Origin of the sequence: Bradyrhizobium erythrophlei, assembly GCF_900129505.1 — a bacterium.
Taxonomy (GTDB): domain Bacteria; phylum Pseudomonadota; class Alphaproteobacteria; order Rhizobiales; family Xanthobacteraceae; genus Bradyrhizobium; species Bradyrhizobium erythrophlei_D.
In genome coordinates, this window is sequence record NZ_LT670818.1 from 4,825,843 (window position 1) to 4,846,952 (window position 21,110).

Below are 21,110 nucleotides of genomic sequence, written 5' to 3' on the forward strand. Positions count from 1 at the left end.
GACGTCCAGGGCGCGTATCGGGCCATCGGCTCAATGACGGGGCGAGATCTGAAGCTCGATCAGCGCCATTCGCTGTAATGTTGCCGGATCTGTCTCGCCATCCTTGGCGGTGCGAAGGATGCTTTCGGCCAGCGCTTGCACATGGGCGGAGCTGACCGGTTCCGGCAGCGAAGCCACCGCCGCATCCAGGGCGTCTCTCATGACGGTTAGGGTTTCAGGTGGAAACGATGCGTTGGAAAAGTCTTTCATCGCGCTTCAGTCTCGGTCGATGCCTTGAAGGCAGCGTTACCGCAGTCAACGCGGTCAAATCGCTCCGTCAGGCGCAGAAGATGGGGCGGTAACCGATTCGGATTTCCCGTCAGCGTGGCATGCAGCGCTTCACCGATCTCTTTGCAAATTGCGCCGGCATGGATCCGATCGAGGTGGACGCCGTTTGTCCCTGGGCTCGTCATGATGGTTCCAGTTGTTGCAATTCAATCCAATTGCAGGACCAAGTCCTCGAACGGGCATTGGTTCACCCAAGCTGGCAAAAAAGTCGGAACCGAGAGCTTCATCTTGGTACCGCCTGCTCGGAGAGTGGCGGGCTAAACGGCGGAACCCGCCCTCAAAAGCTGACATTCGGTGGATTTCTGCTGCGCTGGCCGCCTTGAAGCTACGACCGGCACGACCTCCGGTTCGAGATCAGAAGCGGCAGCCGGTTTGGCATCGCGCCGGCACGGGCGGGCCGTCGGCTAGCAGCTGCTGCAAATCTTGAGTTTACGCTTCAGGCTGGCTTCGTCATTCCGATCCGCTGCCAGATCTTGCTCCCATTCGTCCTTTGATCGAACGTTGGTCCGCTCGGCGGTCGCCGCGTTGAGCGGGCCGATGATGATTTCTCGCTTCGCCCGCGCCTGCTTCTTGGGCGGCGGCGGAGGCTCAACCGGCTGTGCGCTGTCCGTCGGGGCAGAGCCCAGTCCGTCCCACGCCACCGGCGCTCCCGATGCCGGCGCACAATCGGTTCCCAGTGCACAGCAATTTGCCAGCATTAACGCTGCGCAGAGGAATAAAATGGATTTCGAAATCATCGTGATCACTTTGCGGTGCCGCAATCGAAAAGGGTAAAAAGGCAATGTCACGCTAGAGCTTTTTCCGCCCCGACGGAATCAAAACCGGGCTCCAGCTCCCTGATTCGACGCGTTTTCCTGCCGCGAACCGCCTCCATCTCGCCTCAAAACGTTCTGGTGCGGCCGACGCCGCACCAGTCCGACTCAGTAGCCGAGCAGCGCAAGGCTGACCCAGCTGAACGCAAATAGAGAACCGACGATCGCCGCTGCCGACGCCAATCTTGCAATAGCCTTTACGGATCGCATGACTACAACCTTCTTGTATGCAACGATCCCACTCTGTTCGACAATCGGCGCTCAATCGTGGCGAGATTCTTCCTCGATCGAAAATCCGGCCGACTGTGGCCGCGTTGCTACATCGACCGATGTTTGCCTGCAAAAACCCGCATTTGCTGCACAAGTGTAGAATCAGGTGGGGATTCTAGCGGATGCACGAACTTCTGAGCGGTGACGCCGAAAAGCGTCTCGTCATATCCATTGGGCTTGTGCTGGCTTTGCTTGCACTCCCCGTTGGGTGGCTGGCCTTTCAGGGGTCGCAGCCCCCGTCTGCCCGGGATTTTGAAGAGTGCGTCGAACAGGTCGAGGTCAAATCGCCGGACAATGACCAGCGCCGCGCCTTGTCGACGGCGTGCAACGCGCGGTTCGCAGGCCGGCGCAAGCCGGGCGGGGGCTACACCTATTACGACTTCATGCAGAACCGCAATTTCGACATCGCGGGCCCCAATCCCACAGCCGACGAGCGCAAGCAGATCGACCGCGAATATATGGGCTTCCTCGATGCCCAGCGGCGAGAGGCTATTTCGGCCGAGCTGGCGAAAAAACAGAACGAGCGGCTGCAGGCGGATCTGGAAGGTGCCCGGCAACCCCTCGGGCCTCCGATGATATTGCTGCCGAGGAAACGGCCGCTCGATCGATCGAAATCGGGGCGCTGCGAGGAAGCTTCACTGAGTTGCAGCTGGGAAAAATTCTCGGCGGCAGTGAAGAATGCGTTTGCCTCCTCGCCGAAGGCCAAGCCCTAATCCGGCTCCAGTGCCGGACGAAGCTCGCCATCAACGCGCCGTACGAAAAGCAAGATCGTAAATTTAAAGTGTCCCGGTTCGACGCACCAAGGGGGGACACCAAAATGCGCCGCGGATGCCGGCCGGCCAGCAAAGACGCCGAGACGACAGCCTATACGTTCCATTTTCAAATAACGAGCAACGGCGGAAGACAAGCTTGCAGCGTCAAGGTAGAGGCGCAAAGCATTTCGGACGCGACCGCATTGCTGCGGGAGAACTGGGCAATGATCGAGTCGATGGCTCGAGATCGTCTGATCAGTGCATCGAGCGACGACCGGACGATCAAGCTGGCCGTGCCTTGACGGCGAATGCACGGATGGGCGCGACGCAACATCCGCACGGCAAATCAGCGGCTCATCGCCGCGGAGAAGTCGGGTTGATGGAACGTCGCGTCCGGCCCGGCATCTTCGCGTGCAGTCACGCCGTTGCTCGCGCCGGACCGATATCGATCCGGCTTCATTGCCGGCAGCACCGAGTGGCAAAGCCGCGTCGTGACGGGGGACGGATCAGTAATAGCCCGGCGCGGGCTCGCAAGGGACGTCCCTGGTGTTGGTCCAGGGCTGCGTGGCGTATGCGCCGACGCGAGGAGCCGGAATGCAGGCGCGTCCGTCGATGTAGAACGCGCCGGGAGGCGTGGTGCCTGCATCAGCGGTCGCCGCGAAGTGCCGCGACATGACACGGCCTTCCTGCGCCATCGCGGGAGTCGCGAGCATGGCTGCGGCGATCAGCCCAGCCGACATAAATTTCAGTTTAGTCATCTGATTTCTCCATACGATGTGAGAAGCCGACAAGGTTCGGCTTCTCAATGGAGATGAGAGAGGCGACCGACCGTTTAAAGAGAACAGGTTGTCACGTTGTTTCAACGACCCGCGAGGCCGGCGAATCGTCCGATCACAAACTCCGGCGCGGGCTGACGAAGTGGATGCTGTCGTATCACGCAGCGTTTGAAACCAATCGATCGCACAGGCGATGGCTCGAGAGTGGCAGCAGCCCGGCCTTCGCATCATCGAATTTGCGCCGCGAGTTGCTCGGCGACCCTGCGATGACCTTCCGCCGTCATGTGAATTCCGTCCGGTTGCCTCAGGCCGCTGCGAAGCGCCGCCATGCCGTAGCCGTCGGCTTCGATGGTCCTGATGCCGCGCCGGTGCAGTTCCTTGCGGATTTCGGCCCGGTTGGCCTGGGCGTTGGCGAGGCTCATCCCCTTCATCGCATCGTTGCCGGCGATCTGGAGAATGACGATCTTCGTTCCTTCCGGCACCGCGTTCGACAATCTCGCGAGCATGCCGCCGGTGGTATCGCCGCTTATTCCCGCGTTTCGAACCGACATGGGCCGGCCCCTCGCGCGAAGAATGGCTTCCAGCTGGGCAGGAAACGACGCCGACGCGCCGACGCCGTATCCGGCGGTGCTGCTGGCCCCCAGCGCCACGATCTGGGCATGGGATGTCGTCGTGGCGGCACAACACAGCAGGCAGATGAGGATCAAGTGTCTCAACATGTCTGGAAGGTTCGATGCCGCAAAAAGCGTTCGTCACAATTGGGCTTTGTGCAACCCCAGCCTGTAACAGTCCGGCGCGGAAATCAAGAATTCAGCTTGGGGCTGGCGCCGCCGGCCAAGGTTGTCGCCGATGCGGCCAGGTGGGATGATACGAAGATGGAAATTCGAAACGCCATAGCCGAGGACGCGGACGCTGCTTGTCTGGTGATGCGACGATCGATCGCGGAGCTGTGCGTGGCCGATCACGGCAATGACGAGGCCATCCTGGCGCGATGGCTGGGCAACAAGACCGCGGAGATCTTCCAATCATGGATCGCAGAGCCGGGCAGTTCGGTGCTGGTCGCCGTCGAGCGCGGCAACATCCTGGCGGTCGGCGCCGTCACCGATGCGGGCAATATCACGCTGAATTACGTTTCGCCGGATGCGCGGTTTCGCGGGGTCAGCCGGGGCCTGCTCGCGGCGCTCGAAGCCCGCGCCGTGGAACGCGGCAATTCGCAGTGCACCCTCACCAGCACCGAGACGGCCCGGCGTTTCTATCTGGCGAACGGCTATGCCGAGGAGGGGGCGCCTGTCGGCAAATTCGGAACCAGTTCAGGGTATCCAATGTCCAAGCCGCTGGTGTCGCACGCGGGCTAGTAGTACCGCACAGTGATTATGATTCATTGGGCGAGGGCGTTTTAGAGCCTTCCGAGGGATAGGCACGGCCCATTTTGGCGCGGGCTTTCTCGGTTGTGAACATCCATTTGATGCGGGCGCGTGAAGCGTTGCGCTGCCGCTCCCAGGCGGCGATCTCGGATACGAGTTGTTGCCGGTTGTCGATGCGTCTGTCCAGACACTGACTGCGCAGCACGCCAATCTCGATCTCCACCATATTCAGCCAGCTGGCGTGCTTGGGGACGTAGTGGAACTCCAGCCGGCGCAAGATGCGTCGCGCCTCGGCCGGCGGGAAGGCTTGGTAAAGCGCGCCGACTGAGTGGGTCGATAGATTGTCCAACACGACCCGGATGCGCTCTGCCTTTGGGAAGTGAACATTGGCGAGTTCGCGCATGCAGGCGGCGAAGTCGACCGCAGCGCGGCTGTCAGTGACTTTGACCTTGCGCCAGGGCCGGTGCACGTCGAGGAAGATGAACAGGTTGACCGTGCCATTGCGCTTGTACTCACAATCGTAGCGCTCAAGTTGGCCCGGCGCGGCTGGGATCGGCTGGCGGACTTCGCCGATGAGCTGGGTTGGGCTCTCGTCGAAGCAGACCACCGGGCGCTTCGAATCGGGCTGTTCGGCATAAAGGTCGAGCACATCCTCCATGCGGGCGACGTACTCGCCGTCGACCTGCGGAATGCACCACATGTCCTTGCGCCAGGGCTTGAGGTCGTTTTCAGCCAGGCGCCGGCGCACAGTCTCTCGGGAGATGTCGTCGTGCTCGGTGAGCCTGACCAACTCGCCCGCCAGGAGTTCCAGGGTCCAACGCGCCCGGCCTTTGGGTGGGCTCGAACAGGCCGTCGCAACCAGCAGGGCTTCCTCCTTCCCTGAGAGCTTGCGGGCCGCTCCGGGGCGCGGCTCCTCGCTCAGCGCCGCCTCCAGGTTGCCGAGCACGAAGCGGCGCTTGGTCCGGTAGATAGTCGAGCCGCTTGCGCCGACACCGGTGGCGATTGCTTCGTCGCTCGCGCCTGCATCGGCAGCCAGTAAAATCTGCGCTCGCTTGAGCTTGCGCGCGGCGTGCTTGCCGCCACTCAAAAGCGCTGTGAGTTCTGCCCGCTCGGTTTGGCTCAGTTCGACCCGATAGCGTACATTCATCCCTGCCTCCTCGCTCGTGTGAGGCTTGGACGAACAGCTGAATCGGATGGCCGGCGTGAGTCCCGCTGCAAAAAACTTCACGCCCAAGCAAGGGCAGTATCTGGCGTTTATCCACCTCTACACGCGGCTGCATCGCAGGCCGCCGGCGGAAGCCGACATGCAAGAATATTTTCGCGTCAGCCCACCATCCGTTCATCAGATGGTGCTGACGCTCGAACGGGCAGGTTTCATCAGACGGCAGCCGAGGGTCGCCCGCAGTATCGAACTCCTCGTTGATCCTCAGCAGCTTCCCGAGCTACTTTGATCCAGTATTCAACCCGTCAAATTCACCGTGCAGCGGTACTAGTCGGTTTCGCGTTGCCTGGCTGTTTGACCCTCAGCGGCCCGCGGTAGCGGCCCGCCGCGCCTGTTGGCCGTCGAGCGGATCGACCTGCAGATTATGGAAGAACTTGTCCACCTCGCGCGACAGCGTTTCCGCCGTCGCGGTCAGGTCGCTGGACGCCGTCAGCACCGATGTCGCCGCCTTGTTGGTCTCGCCGATGGCTTGGGTCAGCGAGCCGATATTGGCGACCAGGGTCTCGTTGCCCTGGGCCGCCGATTGCGCGTTGGAGGAGATCTCGCGGGTCGCGGCGTCCTGCTGGCCGACGGCGCTGGCGATGTTCGAGGTGACGTCGTTGATGTCGCTGACGGCGCCGCCGATCTCGCGCACGGCATCGACGGCGCTGCGCGTCGAGGACTGGATCAGGCCGACGTTCTGGCCGATCTCCGAGGTCGCCTTCGCCGTCTGTTCGGCCAGCGCCTTGACCTCGTGCGCCACCACCGCGAAGCCGCGGCCGGCGTCGCCGGCGCGTGCGGCTTCGATCGTCGCATTCAGCGCCAGAAGATTGGTTTGCTCGGCGATGGTCTGGATCAGGTTGAGCACGCCGTCGATGCGCTGGGTCGCCGCGGCGAGGCTTTCGATTTCGGCGACCGACTTCTCGGTCCGCAGACCGGCCTGTTCGACGACTGCAGCGGATTGACGGACCTGCCGGCCGATCTCCTCGACGGAAGCCGACAATTCTTCGGCCGCGCTGGCGACGGCGGCCACATTGCTGGAGGCCTGCTCCGTCGCGCTCGAGGCGGCCACTGCGCGTCCGTTGGCGTCGGACGCCGTCTTGGTGATGGACTGCGCGGTCTGGCGCATGGCAGTGGCATTCTCTGTCACCGCGCGCAGTACGCCTCCGATCGCGCCGCGGAACTCTTCCACCGAGGCCTCGATATGCCTGGCCCGCTCCTCGCGGGCCTTGGCGTCCCGCCCGATCTGCGAATTGAGATTGCGGTTGCGGTCCATCGCTTCCTGGAAAATGCGGATCGCCCGTGCCAGCGCCCCGATCTCGTCGCCGCGATCGGTATGGGGAACCTCGACCTGCTCATCGCCCTCGGCGACGCGCTTGATGGTGGCGGTGATCAGCGAAAGCGGCCGCGCCACGGAGCGGGAGATGATCACGACGCCGAAGCCGACCACGACCAGCGTCAGGGCGCCGAGTGCGGTGAGTAAGAGGGCCATGTCGCGGTTGATCTGGGTTTGCTGGGTGATCTGCTTGCCGCGCTCGGCATAGACCCTGGAAAGCGCCTCGAGATCCTTGTTCAGCGCCGAACGCACCGCGCGATTGGCGTCGTTGTCGCCCCATTCGCGGCCCGCGGCGGCATTGATCTCGATGCCCCGGCGAACCAGCTCCTTGCGGAACTCGACGAACTGCTCGATGCGCTTCTTGAAGGTCGCGAACTGCTCGGCATCGTCGGCCTGGATGATAGATTCCCAATACTTGACCACGCCGAGAATCTGGTCGTTGAACTTGAGAAGCCCGTCGCCGTACTTCTTCACGTCGGCCGGCTCGGCGGACATATAGACGCCACGGGATTCCATCACGACCGCGTAGACCAGCGAATTGACGCGCTGGACATTGAGGGCGGCGCGGTTGGCGGTTTCGATCGCCTCCGTCAGCGCTCCGTTCCGCTGGGTGTTGTAGTGAGACAGCACCGCGGTGGCCGCGGTCAAAAGCGCGATCAGCGCGAAGGTCGAGTACAGCTTGGCTGCGAGCGACAACCGCGACGCAAAGGGGAAGCCGGAAGACTGGCTCGCGGATTTCGACATTTCAGGCATCGCACGGTCTCTCTTCGGGAGGCCGGTCAGCGCTGCCGGCCGTCTAAAAACCATGCAAAAGCTTCGTGTAAAAGTCTTTAAACTTTGACCTGATTCATTCAGTTGCGCGCAATTTGTATGATGCTACCGCCGCTCTGGGAAGCCAAGGTCCATCGCAGGCCTTCAGATATCCAGTATAGATATCAAGCGCTTACGAGTTGATCGCTGGTCCGGGTGCCGCAGGTCGGGAGGGTATGCCGGGACGCCGACCGAAGTCCCCAGGGGGCGTCCGGTAATTGAGCAGCATTCCCTGGATGGTTGGTAATTGGGCACCCAAGCGCGCAACGCTGCATACAATCTCTGCTTCCGGCCAGCCGGACTTCGGGCTGATAATCTGGTGCAGGCCATCACCCCCGGTGGCCCCGGAGCCGCCATGGCCTATCGCCGCACCATCGATGCCACCAGCTACGTCTTTACGGATTTGCGCGATCTGTTGGCCAAGGCCACGCCGTCGCGCTCGGGCGATCGGCTGGCCGGGATCGCAGCCGAGAGCGCCGAGCAGATGATCGCGGCGCGGATGGCGCTGGCGGACGTTCCCTTGCGGCAATTCCTGCAGGAAGCGGTGATTCCCTATGAAGACGATGAAGTCACCCGCCTGATCGTCGATACGCACGACCGGTCGGCCTTCGCGCCGGTTGCTCCGCTGACGGTTGGCGCGTTCCGCGACTGGCTGCTGTCGGACGCGGCAACCGGTGAAACGCTGCGGAAGCTATCCCGCGGCATCACGCCGGAGATGGCCGCGGCGGTTTCCAAGCTGATGCGCAATCAGGATCTCATCTTGGTGGCGAAGAAATGCCAGGTGACATCGGCCTTCCGCAACACCATCGGCCTGCGCGGGCGCATGAGCGCGCGGCTGCAGCCCAATCATCCCTTCGACGATGCCAGAGGCATCACCGCTTCGATCCTCGACGGGCTCATGCTCGGATCCGGCGACGCCTGCATCGGCATCAATCCGGCGAGCGACGATCCGGCGGTCATCGGCGGCCTGCTGCGGCTGCTCGACGAGATCATCATGCGGCTGCGGATCCCGACCCAGTCGTGCGTGCTGACCCATGTGACGACCACGCTCGGCCTGATCGAGCAGGGCGTGCCGGTCGATCTGGTGTTCCAGTCGATTGCGGGCACCGAAGCCGCCAACCGGAGCTTTGGCGTCGATCTTTCGCTGCTGGGTCAGGGCCGCGAGGCGGGATTGTCGTTGCAGAGGGGAACCGTCGGCAACAACGTGATGTATTTCGAAACCGGGCAGGGCTCGGCGCTGTCGGCCAATGCCCATCACGGCGTCGATCAGCAGACCTGCGAAGCGCGCGCCTATGCCGTTGCTCGCGCGTTCGATCCGCTTCTGGTCAACAGCGTGGTCGGCTTCATCGGCCCGGAATATCTCTATGACGGCAAGGAAATCATCCGCGCCGGGCTCGAGGACCATTTCTGCGGCAAGCTGCTCGGCCTGCCGCTCGGCGTCGACGTCTGCTACACCAACCATGCCGAGGCCGATCAGGACGACATGGACAATCTCCTGACGCTGCTCGCCGCGGCCGGCGTTACCTTCATCATGGGGGTGCCGGGGGCTGATGACATTATGTTGAACTACCAATCCACCTCGTTCCACGACGCGCTTTACGTCCGTGATCTGTTCGGCCTGAAGCGGGCGCCGGAATTCGACGACTGGCTGTTACGCACGGGGCTTGTCGACGCCGATTTTCGCCTGTCCGGCAACACGGGGCAGCTGCCCGATTTTGCTTCGCGCCTGATCGCATGAGGGCGGCAAAAGGCCGCCGCCGGAGTCGTTTTCAGGCAACCATTCGATCCCCGGCGGGTTGGAACCGCTGCCACAATCTTGAGGAATTTATAGCCGAGCGTTGATGGGCATGCTTAACTTTGTTCGGGTCTTGCCGGATATCGCAGAGGAAATCTGATGAGAGCTGAGGGCATCGAGACGGTACGACGTATCCTGTGCGTCTTTCCGCGCTATACGTCTTCGTTCGGCACGTTCGAATACGCCTATCCCCTGACCGACGGCGTCCAGGCCTTCATGCCGCCGCAGGGGTTGTTGCTGATCGCGGCCTATCTGCCCGCCAACTGGCCGGTCCGCTTCATCGACGAGAATATCCGCCTCGCCTCGAAGGAAGACTTCGAGTGGGCGGAAGCGGTGTTCGTCAGCGGCATGCACATCCAGCGCCAGCAGATGAACGACATCTGCCGCCGCGCCCATGCGTTCGATCTTGCGGTTGCGATCGGTGGTCCCTCGGTCAGCGCCTGCCCGGACTACTATCCCTCGTTCGACTATCTCCACGTCGGGGAACTCGGCGATGCGACCGACGATCTGATCGCGCGGCTGGCGCGCGATCCGGCGCGGCCGGAACGGCAGGTGGTGCTGAAGACCAACGACCGCGTCGCCATGACCGACTTCCCGATTCCGGCCTACGAACTCGCCGAAGTCAAAAAATATTTTCTCGGTTCGATCCAGTATTCGAGCGGCTGTCCCTATCAGTGCGAATTCTGCGACATCCCCGGGCTCTACGGCCGCAACCCGCGGCTGAAGACGCCGCAGCAGATCACCGCCGAACTCGACCGGCTGCTCGAATGCGGGGTGACGGGCTCGGTGTATTTCGTCGACGACAATTTCATCGGCAACCGCAAGGCGGCGCTGGATTTGCTGCCGCATCTCGTCGAGTGGCAGAAGAGGACCGGCTACGTGATGCGGCTGGCCTGTGAGGCGACGCTCAACATCGCCAAGCGACCGGAGATTCTCGAGAAGATGCGCGAGGCGTTCTTCGTCACGATTTTCTGCGGCATCGAGACGCCGGATCCCGACGCGCTGAAGGCGATGCACAAGGACCACAACATGATGGTCCCGATCCTGGAAGGCGTGCGCACCATCAACGGCTACGGGATGGAGGTCGTTTCCGGCATCATCATGGGGCTGGATACCGACAAGCCGGAGACCGGCGAGGCGCTGCTCGGCTTTGTCGATGAATCCCGGATTCCCCTGCTGACGATCAATCTGTTGCAGGCTTTGCCGAAGACGCCGCTGTGGGACCGCCTTGCGCGCGAAAACCGGCTGATCGAGGACGACAGCCGCGATTCAAACGTCGATTTCCTGCTGCCCTATGACCAGGTCGTCGAATCCTGGAAGAAATGCATGAAAGTCGCATTCGAGCCGGAGCGACTTTACGCCCGTTACCAGCACCAGGTGGATTTCACCTATGCCAACCGCATCAAGGTGCCGGTGACCCCGGAGCAAAAGACCTGGGCCAATATCAAGCGCGGGCTGATCATGCTCCGGAACATTTTCTGGAAAGTCGGCGTGCTCGGCGATTACAGGAAGGTGTTCTGGAAATTCGCTTTGCCCCGCCTGAAGCACGGCGACATCGAGGGGCTGATTTCGGTAGCCCTCGTCGCGCATCATCTGATCACGTTCGCGCGGCTGGCCTCGGTCGGACAGCACAGCGCCTCGAACTATTCGATCCGGCTGCGCGAGGCCTCGGTTCCCGCCGAGTAACCGATGACGAAACCGCTCGTGCCATCGTCCCGCTCGCTGACCGACCTGCGGGACCTTACCCCGGCAAGGGTCGGGCTTGGCCGCGTCGGCGCCAGCTTGCCGACCGAGGCGCTGCTCGACTTCACGCTCGACCATGCCCGTGCCCGCGATGCCGTTCATGCCGCCTTCGATTCGCCCGCGATCGTGTCGGGCCTGCACGATCTCGGCCTTGCGGCGATCGAGGTCCATAGCCGCGCCCGCAACCGGACCGACTATCTGCGGCGGCCGGATCTCGGACGGATGCTCGACCCGGCCTCGCAGCATCTGCTGGCGGGCCATGGCGGCGCCGCCTGCCGGCTTGCGGTCGTCGTCGGTGACGGCCTGTCGCCGACGGCGGTCAACGCGCATGCCACTCGGCTCCTCCATAGTCTGGTGCCGCGACTTCTCGTCGACGGCATCGAAATCGGCCGTGCCGTGGTCGCGGGCGGTGCGCGCGTCGCCCTCGGCGACGAGATCGGTGCGATTCTCGGCGCCGGCATGATCCTGATGCTGATCGGTGAGCGGCCGGGCCTGTCGGCCTCCGATAGTCTGGGCGCCTATGTGACCTTTGCGCCCAAGGCCGGCCGCACGGATGCCGAGCGCAATTGCGTCTCCAATATCCACAGCAAGGGGCTCGGCTATGACGAGGCCGCGTTCAGGATTGCGTGGCTGGTTCGCGAGGGCCTGTCCCGCGGGGTGACCGGCGTCGCGCTCAAGGATGAAAGCGGGGAGGCGGCGCCCCGCCCCATCGCCGCGAACTCAGGTTTGAGCTGATGTCACAAACCGGAGAGCTGAGGCGGATATCGCAATATCCGCGGCGATTTTGCCGACCCTCGCGCGCTTGCGAGAAGCGGGGCAGACCTGCTACATCTGTCGCAGCAGATTTATCCTATATTTTCAACGGCTAGCGCCGATATAACAGGGCCCGTCGCGGCCTCATTCGCGCCCGGGAATTTAAGCTATACAAATTGAGCTGATGTGAGGACTGGACAGGGCATGCTCGAAAAGAACGGCGACAGCGAGGTTCACGTCGAGAAGGACGAGCACCGGCCGGGCGCGAGCATCGCCTTCGGGCTGGAGCGGCTGGGGCTGATCGCGGTCAAGGCGCCGATTCTGTCCTGCCTCATTCTGGTCGGCCTGGTCATTGCCGCTTTGTTCGGCATCGACCGCATCAAGATCGACGACTCGCTCAGCCAGTTGTTCCGCTCCAATTCCAAGGAATACCGGCAATACGAGGCCGAAACCAAGCGCTTCCCGGCGGTCGAATTCGACGTTCTGGTCGTGGTCGAGGGCAAGACGCTGCTCAAGCGCGAAAACCTCGAGAAGCTGCGCGATCTCGTCACCGATCTGCAACTCGTCGACGGCACGCGCGGCCTGATTTCGCTGTTCTCGGCGCGCCAGGCGCCGGCGCCCGGCAAGCTGCCGGCGGCGCTGTTCCCCTCGGACCTGCCGCAGGGCGCCGACTACGACAAGTTCATCGAGACCGTCAAATCCAACGAGATCATCCGCGGAAAATTGCTGTCCGAGGACGGCACGCTGGCACTGGTCGTGCTGTCGCTTGAACCGGACGTGGTCGCCAGCAACAACCTCGCCAGGACGATCGGCGATATCCGCAAGGCGATGGCCGAGGACCTCCAGGGCTCCGGCCTCAACGCGGAATTGTCGGGCGTTCCCGTCATGCAGCTCGAAATCCGCAATGCGGTCAAGCGCGACGGGTTGACCTACAACGTGCTGGGCATCCTGGCCGGCTGCATCATCGCGATCATCTTTTTCCGCAAGATATCGTTCATGATCGTCGCCGCCTTCCCGCCGATCATCGCGATCGTGCTGGCGCTCGGCGGCCTCGGCTGGGCCAATTTCAACCTCAACATGTTCCTGAACGTGATGACGCCGCTGATCATGGTCATCAGTTTCTCGGACTCGATGCAGCTGACCTTCGCGGCGCGCGACCGTCTGATCGCGGGCCAGGACAAATTCACCGCGTTCAAGAACGCCGTGCTGGTGGTCGGGCCGGCCTGTGTGCTGACCCATGGCACCGCCGGCATCTCGTTCATCGCGCTGCAATTCTCCAACTCCGACCTGATCCGGAAATTCGGCGAGGCGGGACTGGCCGCCACTATCATCGCGCTGATCGCGGTGCTGTCGCTGGTGCCGGTGTTCGGCGTGCTGCTGGTTCGCAACGAAAGGGTTTTCGCGGTAAAATTCCAGGGTGCCGACGCCGGCGTCCAGATGCTGCGCAATTTCTGTTACTGGATCGCGGTGCGCATGGTCAGCCGGCCCGGCCTGTTCAGCCTGATCGCGGTGATCTTCGTCGGCGGCCTCGCGGTGGTCTATGCCAACCTCGAGCCGCGTTACCGGCTCGCCGACCAGGTGCCGGACAAGCAGCAGGCGGTGGCGGCAAGCGGCCGTCTCGACGCCAAACTCACCGGCGCCAATGCGATCGACGTGCTGATCGAATTCCCCAAGGGCGCCTCGCTCTATTCACCGGAAACGCTGCAGACCATCGCCGATGTCCACGCCACGGTGGAGAAGCAGGCCGGCGTCGGCAACGTCTGGTCGCTGGAAACGCTGCGGCGGTGGCTCGCGGAAAAGGCGGGAAGCAATGACGTCGCGACCCTGAGGGAATATGTCGACGTCATTCCCAAATATCTGGTGCGGCGCTTCATTTCCGCCGAGCAGGATGCTGTGGTGGTCTCGGGCCGGGTGCCCGATCTCGATTCAAGTCAAATTCTTCCCGTCGTCGAGAATCTCGATCGCACGCTGGACGCGGTGCGCAAGGCGCATCCTGGCTACCAGATCGCGGTCACCGGCCTGTCGGCGATCGCCGCCCGCAACAGTGCCAACATGATCGAGAAGCTCAATCGCGGGCTGACGATCGAGTTCGCGCTGGTCGCGGTCTTCATCGGGCTGGCGTTCCGTTCGGTGGTGGTGATGTTCTCCTGCATCCTGCCGGGCATCTTCCCGGTGGTGCTGTCGGGCACGGTGCTGTTTCTGCTCGGGGAGGGGCTGCAATTCGCCAGCGTCGTGGCGCTGACGGTATCGTTCGGCCTCGGACTGAGTGCCACGATTCACTTCCTCAACCGGCTCAGACTCGAATCCAGGCCAGGCGTCAGTCCGGAACTGGCGGTCGAACGCGCCACCGTGCTGGTCGGCCCGGCGCTGATCCTGACCACGGTGGTGCTGGCCTGCGGCCTGGTGGTGACGGTGTTCTCCGACCTGCCGTCGCTGCGGCTGTTCGGCTGGCTCAGCGCCTTCTCGATGGTCGCGGCGCTGATCGCGGATCTCTTCATCCTGCGGCCGACGTCGATGTTCCTGATCAACCTGTCGCAGCGGCTGCGCGGGACGCAAACTCACGCCAAGCCGGCGGAGGAAGCCGGACCCAACGGCTAAGTCGATGGCATGCGCGGACGTCGCCGACGGCCGCGTCCGCGAAATCTTTGTTTATCTTTTCAATGATATCGGTGACGGCGAACTCGGGCGCTCCCTGGCCGAACCGCGTACTCGACTTGGGTCCCCGGCGGGGGTATTGGCGGCAGGTCAGGGCGCATTGCGTTCCCTAAGTCGAACATTTTGGTTCAGCTCAGAGTGCGCTCATGAATCGCAAACAGCGCCGCGCCGCGGCCAAATTTGGACGGGCGTCGAACAATTCGCTTGAGGAGACCGCAGCCGCAGCCGCGGTTACGCCCGGTGCTGCCGAACTCCTGCAGACAGGTCTCAAGCACCAGCAGGCGGGACGATTGACCGAGGCCGAGGCCTGTTATCGGCGAGTGCTGGCGGCCCATCCAGACCATGCGGACGCGCTGCACCTGCTGGGTGTCATTGCTCACCAGGTGGGACGCCGTGATCTGGCTGTCGAATTGATCGGCCAGGCCATTAAACAGAACGGACACAATCCAGTCTATTTTTCCAACCTTGGTGTCGTGCTGAAGGATCAAGGCAAGCTCGACGAGGCAATGACCGCCTATCGTCAGGCCATCCGACTAAGGCCCGACTATGCCGAGGCTTATTCCAACCTCGGGTATGCGCTGTGGGACCAGGGCAAGCTCGACGAGGCGGTCGCCGCCTGTCGCCAGGCAATCCGCTTCAATCCCGGCCTGGCCGAGGCGCATTCCAACCTTGGCATAGCGCTAAAGGGCCGGGGCAGGCTCGACGAGGCGGTTGCCGCCGCGCGCGAGGCTATTCGCATCAGGCCCGACTTTGCCGACGCACATTCCAACCTCGGCATAGCGCTGAAGGACCAGGGCAAGCTCGAGGAAGCCATTGCCGCCTGCCGACAAGCCATTCGTTTCAATCCCGACTTTGCCGACGCGCATTGGAACGAATCATTGCTTAGCCTGCTCACCGGCGATTTCGAGCGCGGCTGGGCCAAGAGCGAATGGCGCTGGAAGAGCGGTTCGTCCGGCTTGTCGAGGCGCAATTTCACGCAGCCCCTCTGGCTTGGTGCGGAGACGCTCGACCGTCAGTCGATCCTCCTCCACAGCGAGCAGGGGTTGGGCGACACGATCCAATTTTGTCGCTACGCCCCTCTGGTCGCCGCGCGCGGTGCTCGCGTTATCCTTGAGGTTCAGGAGCCGCTTCGTGAACTCATGTCCGGCCTTGCTGGTGTGTCGCATTGCGTCTCCAAGGGGGAGGCGCTGCCGGATTTCGACCTGCATTGCCCGTTGCTCAGCCTGCCGTTGGCGTTCGGAACCCGGCTCGACACAATTCCGTCGACGACGCCGTATTTGTGCGCGCCAGTGCATGGGCAGGACTGGGAAGCGCGGCTTGGGCCAAAAGATCGAACCAGGATCGGCTTGGTCTGGTCTGGAAATCCGGCACATCGGGACGATCGCAAGCGATCCATCGAGCTCAATGCGCTATCGCCTCTGTTCGATGTCGCGGCGACATTCGTGAGCCTGCAAAAAGATCTCCGCGTCGGCGACGAAGCGGCGTTGACGGAGCGAAGCAATATCATCAACCTTGGCCAGTCGCTCGAAAGTTTCGCCGACACGGCGGCGCTGATTTCGCACCTCGACCTCGTCATTTCGGTCGATACCAGCGTCGCTCACCTGGCGGGCGCCCTCGGCCGGCCGGTGTGGGTTCTGCTGCCGTTTGTTCCCGACTGGCGTTGGCTGCTCGGTCGGGACGACAGTCCCTGGTATCCGACAGCGCGCCTGTTCAGGCAAGCCGACACCTGCGATTGGCGCGGCGTGGTGGACCGCGTACGCACAGCCCTGCATGATTTGGTCGAAAATAAGCGGGCGGACCCGGTCCTATACCTGACAGCAAACATTCCAAGATGAAGACGGCGTGAAACGCAAACGGCGCGAGATCGCCGCGTCGGACCGCCGACGCGCAGCGCGTGTGTCTGAACATCTCGATCATCGGCGCACCGCGAGAATTCGTGCGCTGTGCAATCTGGTCGCTGCCGAGGCGGAGCGGATGTGCGGAATGCCGCAGCCGTCAGGCTCCCGATCGGATCATGATCGAGAGGCTGCGGCGTCAGCTCTTCACCATCGTGATGTTCACGCCCTTGATCTCGCCCTTGGAGCTGATCTCGACGGTCTGCCGGTTGCCATTGGTCTGCAAGGTCAGGCTGGCGGCAAATCCGGCGGCCTGCACGAACACCTCGATCCTGCCACCGCCGGCGGTGCCCTGCAGACTGCCGTTCACATTGCGGCTGGCTTCGCTCCAATAGCCCGAAATCCGGTCGCCCTGGCTCTGCACATCGCTGCTCAGGTCGAATTTATAGCTGTCGCTGGCGCAATGCAGGCTCTGCTTCAGGCCGAGGCCCGTGCCGTCGACCTTGTAGTCGGCCTTGCAGCGGATGCGCTCGATGGTGCCGTCGGAGAGGGCCACGGTGCCGTTTCCGGACCATGCACCGCTAAAGCCGGCAAAGGGGCCCGACTGGGCATGGCTCGCCGTCACCGACAGCATGAGGACGGCGCCGACGCCGGCAGACTTGATCGCCTGCCTAAACAGGCTGGAGCCAAACAGTTTCATTCGCATTTCCCTCAAATTGACGTTCCAATGAAAGATACGTCTCGCCGCATCGAAGATTTAGTATCGCCGCAGTGTGTCAGGTTCAAATGACACATCGAACGCCGCGCGCGATGACGCTGACTGGTTCATCCAACTACATAATGACACAAACCGGGCGGCGCTAGCGAACCGCTTTTTCGCGTCGGCAGATCGAAACAGCTAGGTTTTGGATTCCGATAAGCTGGTTCCAGGCGTGGCCAGTTTGCAACGGCCACATGCCAAATGGCCAACGAAAAAATAATCCCTTGATATCAACCGGTTAATAGCGTCATTGAATCCGGGCGCAGAGGATCGCGATTCGCGTTGGTATCGCCGTAAATTTGGCCGCATTTACCAGCGCTTCTGGTCCTCTCGTTGCCGCGTTTCGCGGCGCTTGCAATCCGCCCAGTCGGTCCCGGTCATGTCTTGCATCATGCGGGATTGGAATCCTCTGCCGTCAGTCAGAATGAAGGAACACGATGCGTAAATTTTCCCTGGCACTCATCCTGTTGTCATTATCGGTTTCTACCGGTGCCATCGCCGACCCGCAGCCGCAGCGCAGCGGCACCGCGGAAGAGCAGGCGGCCTGTACGCGCGACGTCGAGCGCTATTGTCGTCCGGTGATCGACCAAGGCGATTTCACCGTTCTGGCGTGCCTGCAGCAAAATCGTCCCAAATTGTCCAAGGCCTGCGAACTGGTGCTGAAGAACCACGGGCAATAGACGCGCGTTTCCGGCGGCCGTCGCAATAGGCCTGTCTATTGACTTAATAGGCCTGTTATCGGCCTCATTCGGGCCTCCCGGACATCGCAGATAGCATTGGTTTTGGTGTCGTATTCCCCTATATGGGGGCCGCGATCCCCAGGCATGCGCGGGCAATCGTTAACGCGCGCGCAGCCACTGTTTCTAGCGAATGTAGCCAGTTGCTGATGACGAGCGCGAGCCAACTACGATCCGGCAAGACGCACCGCGACGAAAACTTTCCGGTCGCGTCGTGGATCATCCATCCGCGTCACCGGGCGCTGATCCTTGCGTTCTACAATTTTGTTCGAACCGCCGACGACATCGCCGATCACGCCACGCTTGCCCGAGAGGAAAAGCTCCGGCTTCTCGATCTGCTCGAAGCCGAACTGCTGGGGCAGGGCGACAGCCAGCCCGAGGCGGTCAATCTGCGGCGCGCGCTGGCGGAGCGGTCGATGCCGCCGCGCCATGCGCTCGACGTGCTGGTCGCCTTCCGGATGGATGTGACCAAGCTTCGCTACGAGAACTGGGACGAAGTGATCCACTATTGCCGCTATTCGGCGATGCCGGTCGGCCGCTTCATGCTCGACGTCCACGGCGAGAGCACATCGACCTGGGCGGCCTCCGACGCGCTGTGCGCCGGCCTGCAGATCAACAATCACCTGCAGGATTGCGGCAAGGATTTCAGGGACCTCAATCGCGTCTATCTGCCCCGCGACGCGCTGGCGGCAGCCGGCGCTTCGGTCGAGGCGCTCGGCGAGGGGCGCGCATCGCCCCAGCTCCTGCAGTGCCTGCATGCGCTCGCGGTGCGCACCGAGGCGCTGCTCGATGAAAGCAAGTCGCTCAGCGCCGAGGTGAAGGATTTTCGGCTCGGGCTCGAGATCTCCGTGATCCAGGCTTTCGCCGACCGGATCGTCCGCCTGCTGAAGGTGCGCGATCCCTTGAGCGAACGGGTGCATCTCAACCCGGTCGAACTGCTGGCCCACAGCCTCGGCGGGGTGGCGCGCGAGATGGTCCGGCGGGCGGCGGGACGCCGGCCTCTGTCGAAGCCGGCGGCCGGCGCATGAGCCTTGAGGCGGCGGCAGCCAACCCGAGTGACGGGACCACCGCGTCCGGCAGTTCGTTCTACGCGGCGATGCGCATCCTGCCGCGCGCGCAGCGCGAGGCGATGTTTCAGATCTACAGCTTTTGCCGGCAGGTCGACGACATCGCCGATTCCGACGGGCCGCGGCCCGAACGGCTTGCAGCGCTGCAGCAATGGCGCGACGATATCGACGCGCTGTATCAGGGCCATCCGCCGCCGCGGCTCGCCGATTACGTCACCTCGGTCCGGAAGTTCGACCTCAAGCGCGAGGATTTTCTGGCCATCGTCGACGGCATGGAGATGGACGTGCCGCAGGATATCCGCGCGCCGGATATCGCGACGCTCGATCTGTATTGCGACCGCGTCGCCAGCGCGGTCGGACGGCTGTCGGTGCGGGTGTTCGGACTTCCCGAGGCCGACGGCATCCTGCTCGCCCATCATCTCGGCCGCGCGCTGCAATTGACCAACATCCTGCGCGACGTCGACGAGGATGCCGGCCTCGGCCGGCTGTATTTGCCGCGCGAAGGTCTGCTGCTGGCCGGAATCACCGGCGACGATCCGGTGCGGGTGATCGCCGACCGGGCCTTGCCCAAAGTATGCCTGCCGCTCGCCGAGCGGGCCAAACTGCATTTCCAAAAAGCCGATGAAATCATGAACCGCAACAAGCGGCGCGCGGTGCGCGCGCCGAGGATCATGTCGAAATATTATCGGGCGATACTGGATCTTCTGCTTGCACGGGGCTTTGCGTCCCCTCGCACGCCGGTTCGCGTCACCAAGATGGCCCGCATTGCCATTCTGCTCCGCTACGCGTTCATCTGATGCCAGACATCGTTCATATCATTGGTGCTGGAATTTCCGGTCTCTCGGCCGCCGTTCGGCTGGTCAATGCCGGCTTCAACGTGCGCGTTCACGAGGCCACTCAGCAGGCCGGCGGCCGCTGCCGGTCCTATTTCGACGCGGCCACCAACCTGACCATCGACAACGGCAACCATCTCCTGCTCTCGGGCAATCGCCATGCGCTGGCCTACGCGCGCTCGATCGGCACCGAGGCGGGGCTGGTCGGGCCGAAGCGCGCGCAGTTTCCGTTCGTGGATCTGGCGACCGGGCAGCGCTGGCAGCTCGACCTCGGCGAAAGCCGGCTGCCGCTATGGGTGTTCGATGAGTCGCGCCGGGTGCCCGATACGGGCTTGCGCGATTATCTCGCACTGATGCCTCTGATATGGGCGGCGCAGAGCAAGCTGGTCGGCGACGCGATCCCCTGCGAGGGAACGCTGTACCATCGGCTGGTGCAGCCGCTATTGCTGGCGGCGCTCAACGTCGATCCGCCGGAAGGCTCCGCGGGGCTCGCCGGCGCCGTGGTGCGGGAGACCCTGCTGGCGGGCGGACAGGCCTGCCGGCCGCTGATCGCGCGGGACGGCCTGAGCGCGGTGCTGGTCGAACCCGCGGTCAAGCTGCTGCAGGACAAGGGCGCCAGCGTCCAGTTCGGACACGAGCTGCGCGAATTCGGTCTTTCGCCGGCCGGCGTCAGCGAATTGAAATTTGGCGGCGACGGCGTGGCGCTCGGGCCGGACGATGTCGTGATCCTGGCCGTGCCGCCGCGCCCCGCGGCGTCGCTGCTGCCGGGCCTGAAAACACCGACCAAATTCCGCGCGATCGTGAACGCCCATTTCCGCTTCGATCCGCGCGCGGACATGCCGCCGCTGACCGGCGTCGTCGGTGGCCTGGTGGAATGGCTGTTCGCGTTCCCGCAGCGGCTGTCGGTCACCATCAGCAATGGCGACCGCCTGGTCGATATGCCGCGCGAGGAGCTCGCTCTGGCGATCTGGCGGGATGTCTGCAAAGCGGGGGGCGTGCGGGGCGACCTGCCGCCGTGGCAGATCGTGCGCGAGCGCCGCGCCACGTTCGAGGCTACGCCCGAGCAGAACGCGCTTCGGCCTGGCGCCACGACGGCGTGGAAAAACCTGTTTCTCGCGGGCGACTGGACTGATACCGGGTTGCCAGCAACCATCGAGGGATCGGTGCGGTCGGGGAACCGCGCCGCCGACCTCGTGCTGGCGAAGCGGCGGTCCTGATCGCCAGCGCGTTTTCAAGCGCAGCGGCGATCGGTTCCCGCCTGAAAAAGGCGACAGTTCAATAATT

General features: G+C 63.1%; 20 protein-coding genes. 13 read left to right on the forward strand and 7 right to left on the reverse strand.

The window, feature by feature from the left end:
• Nucleotides 1-30: 30 nt before the first annotated feature.
• Both B5525_RS22285 and B5525_RS22295 read right to left on the reverse strand, forming a co-directional pair.
• Nucleotides 31-249, reverse strand: a complete 219-nt coding sequence (locus tag B5525_RS22285) for a hypothetical protein (protein ID WP_079567931.1) — start codon at nt 247-249, stop codon at nt 31-33.
• Nucleotides 250-731: 482 nt separating this feature from the next.
• Nucleotides 732-1,115, reverse strand: coding sequence for a hypothetical protein (locus B5525_RS22295; protein WP_154073362.1), 384 nt, complete (start codon nt 1,113-1,115; stop codon nt 732-734).
• Nucleotides 1,116-1,531: 416 nt separating this feature from the next.
• Here B5525_RS22295 and B5525_RS22300 point away from each other — a divergent pair, with 416 nt between their 5' ends.
• Nucleotides 1,532-2,122 carry a hypothetical protein gene (locus B5525_RS22300; RefSeq protein WP_244567533.1) on the forward strand — a complete coding sequence of 197 codons (591 nt, stop codon included), beginning with the start codon at nt 1,532-1,534 and terminating at the stop codon, nt 2,120-2,122.
• A 104-nt stretch (nt 2,123-2,226) separates the two neighbouring features.
• Nucleotides 2,227-2,463, forward strand: a complete 237-nt coding sequence (locus B5525_RS22305; protein ID WP_079567934.1) for a hypothetical protein — start codon at nt 2,227-2,229, stop codon at nt 2,461-2,463.
• A gap of 204 nt (nt 2,464-2,667) precedes the next feature.
• On the opposite strand, the gene B5525_RS22310 is transcribed toward B5525_RS22305, so the two are convergent.
• Together B5525_RS22310 and B5525_RS22315 are read right to left on the reverse strand one after the other, a co-directional pair.
• Complete coding sequence (locus tag B5525_RS22310; protein WP_079567935.1) at nt 2,668-2,919, reverse strand: hypothetical protein; 252 nt, start codon at nt 2,917-2,919, stop codon at nt 2,668-2,670.
• 245 nt (nt 2,920-3,164) lie between these two features.
• Nucleotides 3,165-3,656 carry a GDSL-type esterase/lipase family protein gene (locus tag B5525_RS22315; protein ID WP_079567936.1) on the reverse strand — a complete coding sequence of 164 codons (492 nt, stop codon included), beginning with the start codon at nt 3,654-3,656 and terminating at the stop codon, nt 3,165-3,167.
• On the opposite strand from B5525_RS22315, the gene B5525_RS22320 reads away from it, so the two are divergent.
• Nucleotides 3,597-4,292, forward strand: a complete 696-nt coding sequence (locus B5525_RS22320; RefSeq protein WP_338075050.1) for a GNAT family N-acetyltransferase — start codon at nt 3,597-3,599, stop codon at nt 4,290-4,292. The genes B5525_RS22315 and B5525_RS22320 overlap by 60 nt on opposite strands.
• Nucleotides 4,293-4,308: 16 nt before the next feature.
• Here B5525_RS22320 and B5525_RS22325 read toward each other — a convergent pair whose 3' ends face one another.
• Complete coding sequence (locus B5525_RS22325; RefSeq protein ID WP_079566206.1) at nt 4,309-5,448, reverse strand: IS630 family transposase; 1,140 nt, start codon at nt 5,446-5,448, stop codon at nt 4,309-4,311.
• A 46-nt stretch (nt 5,449-5,494) separates the two neighbouring features.
• On the opposite strand from B5525_RS22325, the gene B5525_RS22330 reads away from it, so the two are divergent.
• A complete protein-coding gene (locus tag B5525_RS22330) occupies nt 5,495-5,752 on the forward strand; it encodes a LexA family protein (RefSeq protein WP_154073816.1) in 258 nt (85 codons plus the stop codon).
• A gap of 72 nt (nt 5,753-5,824) precedes the next feature.
• On the opposite strand, the gene B5525_RS22335 is transcribed toward B5525_RS22330, so the two are convergent.
• A complete protein-coding gene (locus B5525_RS22335; RefSeq protein ID WP_244567534.1) occupies nt 5,825-7,591 on the reverse strand; it encodes a methyl-accepting chemotaxis protein in 1,767 nt (588 codons plus the stop codon).
• Between the two features lie 412 nt (nt 7,592-8,003).
• Between B5525_RS22335 and B5525_RS22340 the strand changes: the two genes are divergently transcribed.
• The 5 genes from B5525_RS22340 to B5525_RS22360 all read left to right on the forward strand — a co-directional run bounded on the left by B5525_RS22340 (nt 8,004) and on the right by B5525_RS22360 (nt 16,429).
• Complete coding sequence (locus B5525_RS22340; RefSeq protein WP_079567938.1) at nt 8,004-9,386, forward strand: ethanolamine ammonia-lyase subunit EutB; 1,383 nt, start codon at nt 8,004-8,006, stop codon at nt 9,384-9,386.
• A gap of 156 nt (nt 9,387-9,542) precedes the next feature.
• Nucleotides 9,543-11,129, forward strand: coding sequence for a B12-binding domain-containing radical SAM protein (locus B5525_RS22345; RefSeq protein ID WP_079567939.1), 1,587 nt, complete (start codon nt 9,543-9,545; stop codon nt 11,127-11,129).
• A gap of 3 nt (nt 11,130-11,132) precedes the next feature.
• Nucleotides 11,133-11,921 carry an ethanolamine ammonia-lyase subunit EutC gene (gene eutC / locus B5525_RS22350; RefSeq protein ID WP_079567940.1) on the forward strand — a complete coding sequence of 263 codons (789 nt, stop codon included), beginning with the start codon at nt 11,133-11,135 and terminating at the stop codon, nt 11,919-11,921.
• A gap of 222 nt (nt 11,922-12,143) precedes the next feature.
• Nucleotides 12,144-14,537 (forward strand): efflux RND transporter permease subunit, encoded by a 2,394-nt coding sequence (locus tag B5525_RS22355; protein ID WP_079567941.1) that lies wholly within the window; start codon nt 12,144-12,146, stop codon nt 14,535-14,537.
• A gap of 203 nt (nt 14,538-14,740) precedes the next feature.
• Nucleotides 14,741-16,429: a tetratricopeptide repeat protein gene (locus tag B5525_RS22360; RefSeq protein WP_079567942.1), complete on the forward strand. Its 1,689-nt coding sequence runs from the start codon at nt 14,741-14,743 to the stop codon at nt 16,427-16,429.
• A gap of 199 nt (nt 16,430-16,628) precedes the next feature.
• On the opposite strand, the gene B5525_RS22365 is transcribed toward B5525_RS22360, so the two are convergent.
• Nucleotides 16,629-17,129 carry a hypothetical protein gene (locus tag B5525_RS22365; RefSeq protein ID WP_079567943.1) on the reverse strand — a complete coding sequence of 167 codons (501 nt, stop codon included), beginning with the start codon at nt 17,127-17,129 and terminating at the stop codon, nt 16,629-16,631.
• Between the two features lie 497 nt (nt 17,130-17,626).
• Between B5525_RS22365 and B5525_RS22370 the strand changes: the two genes are divergently transcribed.
• The 4 genes from B5525_RS22370 (at nt 17,627) to hpnE (ending at nt 21,043) form a co-directional block, all read left to right on the forward strand.
• Nucleotides 17,627-17,869, forward strand: a complete 243-nt coding sequence (locus B5525_RS22370; protein WP_079567944.1) for a hypothetical protein — start codon at nt 17,627-17,629, stop codon at nt 17,867-17,869.
• A gap of 206 nt (nt 17,870-18,075) precedes the next feature.
• Nucleotides 18,076-18,954 (forward strand): squalene synthase HpnC, encoded by an 879-nt coding sequence (hpnC, locus tag B5525_RS22375; protein WP_079567945.1) that lies wholly within the window; start codon nt 18,076-18,078, stop codon nt 18,952-18,954.
• Nucleotides 18,951-19,790 (forward strand): presqualene diphosphate synthase HpnD, encoded by an 840-nt coding sequence (gene hpnD / locus B5525_RS22380; protein ID WP_079567946.1) that lies wholly within the window; start codon nt 18,951-18,953, stop codon nt 19,788-19,790. Before hpnC ends, hpnD begins: the two co-directional genes overlap by 4 nt.
• Nucleotides 19,790-21,043 carry a hydroxysqualene dehydroxylase HpnE gene (hpnE, locus tag B5525_RS22385; RefSeq protein ID WP_079567947.1) on the forward strand — a complete coding sequence of 418 codons (1,254 nt, stop codon included), beginning with the start codon at nt 19,790-19,792 and terminating at the stop codon, nt 21,041-21,043. Before hpnD ends, hpnE begins: the two co-directional genes overlap by 1 nt.
• Nucleotides 21,044-21,110: the final 67 nt, after the last annotated feature.

What these genes read in the sequence shown, in the direction of transcription:
- B5525_RS22285 (WP_079567931.1), bottom strand. Translation starts at nt 249, where the DNA reads ATGAAAGACTTTTCCAACGCATCGTTTCCACCTGAAACCCTAACCGTC.
- B5525_RS22300 (WP_244567533.1), top strand. Translation starts at nt 1,532, where the DNA reads ATGCACGAACTTCTGAGCGGTGACGCCGAAAAGCGTCTCGTCATATCC.
- B5525_RS22305 (WP_079567934.1), top strand. Translation starts at nt 2,227, where the DNA reads ATGCGCCGCGGATGCCGGCCGGCCAGCAAAGACGCCGAGACGACAGCC.
- B5525_RS22310 (WP_079567935.1), bottom strand. Translation starts at nt 2,919, where the DNA reads ATGACTAAACTGAAATTTATGTCGGCTGGGCTGATCGCCGCAGCCATG.
- B5525_RS22320 (WP_338075050.1), top strand. Translation starts at nt 3,597, where the DNA reads ATGGGATGTCGTCGTGGCGGCACAACACAGCAGGCAGATGAGGATCAA.
- B5525_RS22315 (WP_079567936.1), bottom strand. Translation starts at nt 3,656, where the DNA reads ATGTTGAGACACTTGATCCTCATCTGCCTGCTGTGTTGTGCCGCCACG.
- B5525_RS22325 (WP_079566206.1), bottom strand. Translation starts at nt 5,448, where the DNA reads ATGAATGTACGCTATCGGGTCGAACTGAGCCAAACCGAGCGGGCAGAA.
- B5525_RS22330 (WP_154073816.1), top strand. Translation starts at nt 5,495, where the DNA reads ATGGCCGGCGTGAGTCCCGCTGCAAAAAACTTCACGCCCAAGCAAGGG.
- B5525_RS22335 (WP_244567534.1), bottom strand. Translation starts at nt 7,591, where the DNA reads ATGCCTGAAATGTCGAAATCCGCGAGCCAGTCTTCCGGCTTCCCCTTT.
- B5525_RS22340 (WP_079567938.1), top strand. Translation starts at nt 8,004, where the DNA reads ATGGCCTATCGCCGCACCATCGATGCCACCAGCTACGTCTTTACGGAT.
- B5525_RS22345 (WP_079567939.1), top strand. Translation starts at nt 9,543, where the DNA reads ATGAGAGCTGAGGGCATCGAGACGGTACGACGTATCCTGTGCGTCTTT.
- eutC (WP_079567940.1), top strand. Translation starts at nt 11,133, where the DNA reads ATGACGAAACCGCTCGTGCCATCGTCCCGCTCGCTGACCGACCTGCGG.
- B5525_RS22355 (WP_079567941.1), top strand. Translation starts at nt 12,144, where the DNA reads ATGCTCGAAAAGAACGGCGACAGCGAGGTTCACGTCGAGAAGGACGAG.
- B5525_RS22360 (WP_079567942.1), top strand. Translation starts at nt 14,741, where the DNA reads ATGAATCGCAAACAGCGCCGCGCCGCGGCCAAATTTGGACGGGCGTCG.
- B5525_RS22365 (WP_079567943.1), bottom strand. Translation starts at nt 17,129, where the DNA reads ATGAAACTGTTTGGCTCCAGCCTGTTTAGGCAGGCGATCAAGTCTGCC.
- B5525_RS22370 (WP_079567944.1), top strand. Translation starts at nt 17,627, where the DNA reads ATGCGTAAATTTTCCCTGGCACTCATCCTGTTGTCATTATCGGTTTCT.
- hpnC (WP_079567945.1), top strand. Translation starts at nt 18,076, where the DNA reads ATGACGAGCGCGAGCCAACTACGATCCGGCAAGACGCACCGCGACGAA.
- hpnD (WP_079567946.1), top strand. Translation starts at nt 18,951, where the DNA reads ATGAGCCTTGAGGCGGCGGCAGCCAACCCGAGTGACGGGACCACCGCG.
- hpnE (WP_079567947.1), top strand. Translation starts at nt 19,790, where the DNA reads ATGCCAGACATCGTTCATATCATTGGTGCTGGAATTTCCGGTCTCTCG.